The organism is Rhodoferax ferrireducens, assembly GCF_003347515.1.
GTDB lineage: Bacteria > Pseudomonadota > Gammaproteobacteria > Burkholderiales > Burkholderiaceae_C > Rhodoferax.
Window position 1 is genome coordinate 1 of the sequence record NZ_QEII01000316.1, and the last position, 595, is coordinate 595.

The 595-nt window shown below is 57.1% G+C and carries 1 protein-coding gene; it reads left to right on the forward strand.

Annotation, left to right across the window (positions count from 1 at the left end):
- Positions 1-276: 276 nt before the first annotated feature.
- Complete coding sequence (locus C5P05_RS28345; protein ID WP_114973229.1) at positions 277-531, forward strand: hypothetical protein; 255 nt, start codon at positions 277-279, stop codon at positions 529-531.
- Positions 532-595: the final 64 nt, after the last annotated feature.

The window sequence follows — 595 nt, forward strand, 5'->3', positions numbered from 1 at the left end:
GCAGATCGCATCACTTCGCCAAGTGAAGCTTGCCAATCATGTGATGGGTCATTCCAGACAGTAGTCGTAAATGTGTTTTACAGCACCAGACAGCGCACCCGGTCTGAGTGCTGAACAAAATACGCCAAGCCATGGTCAACGGCACGTTATTTCCTTTATTTTCAATGACTTGCAAATATTTCCAGGCGCTGGCGCAGCATCTGGCACGGCCCATGCAATAGCTCCTCCGAGCGCAACTTGATGCTCACCAACCCAAACCACTTAAGGAGTTACACCATGAAATCCAATCTGATGATTCAAGACCTGTCCACCCGCAAGGAACTCGACCGCGCTGCGATGTCGTCTGTCCGTGGCGGCAATGCCATCGCTGCTGTTGGCGGCAACTCGGCCAACGTTGCCGGTGGCGGCATCTTCAGCCCAACCACCGTCGCCCAGGTCGGCCCGACGGTGACCAACGTTGATGCCAGTTCGCATCTCAAGCTCGACATGCCCACTGCCTACAACTTCGGCGGCCAGCAACTGGTGTTTTAAGAGCGGTCCGGGCGCCGCGCGGGCTGGGGACTTGGGTCCTGCCCGGCGGCTTCCCGCCTTGTTC

Bases quoted from the DNA above. Each gene is read 5' to 3' on its own strand.
- C5P05_RS28345 (WP_114973229.1), top strand. From the start codon at position 277: ATGAAATCCAATCTGATGATTCAAGACCTGTCCACCCGCAAGGAACTC.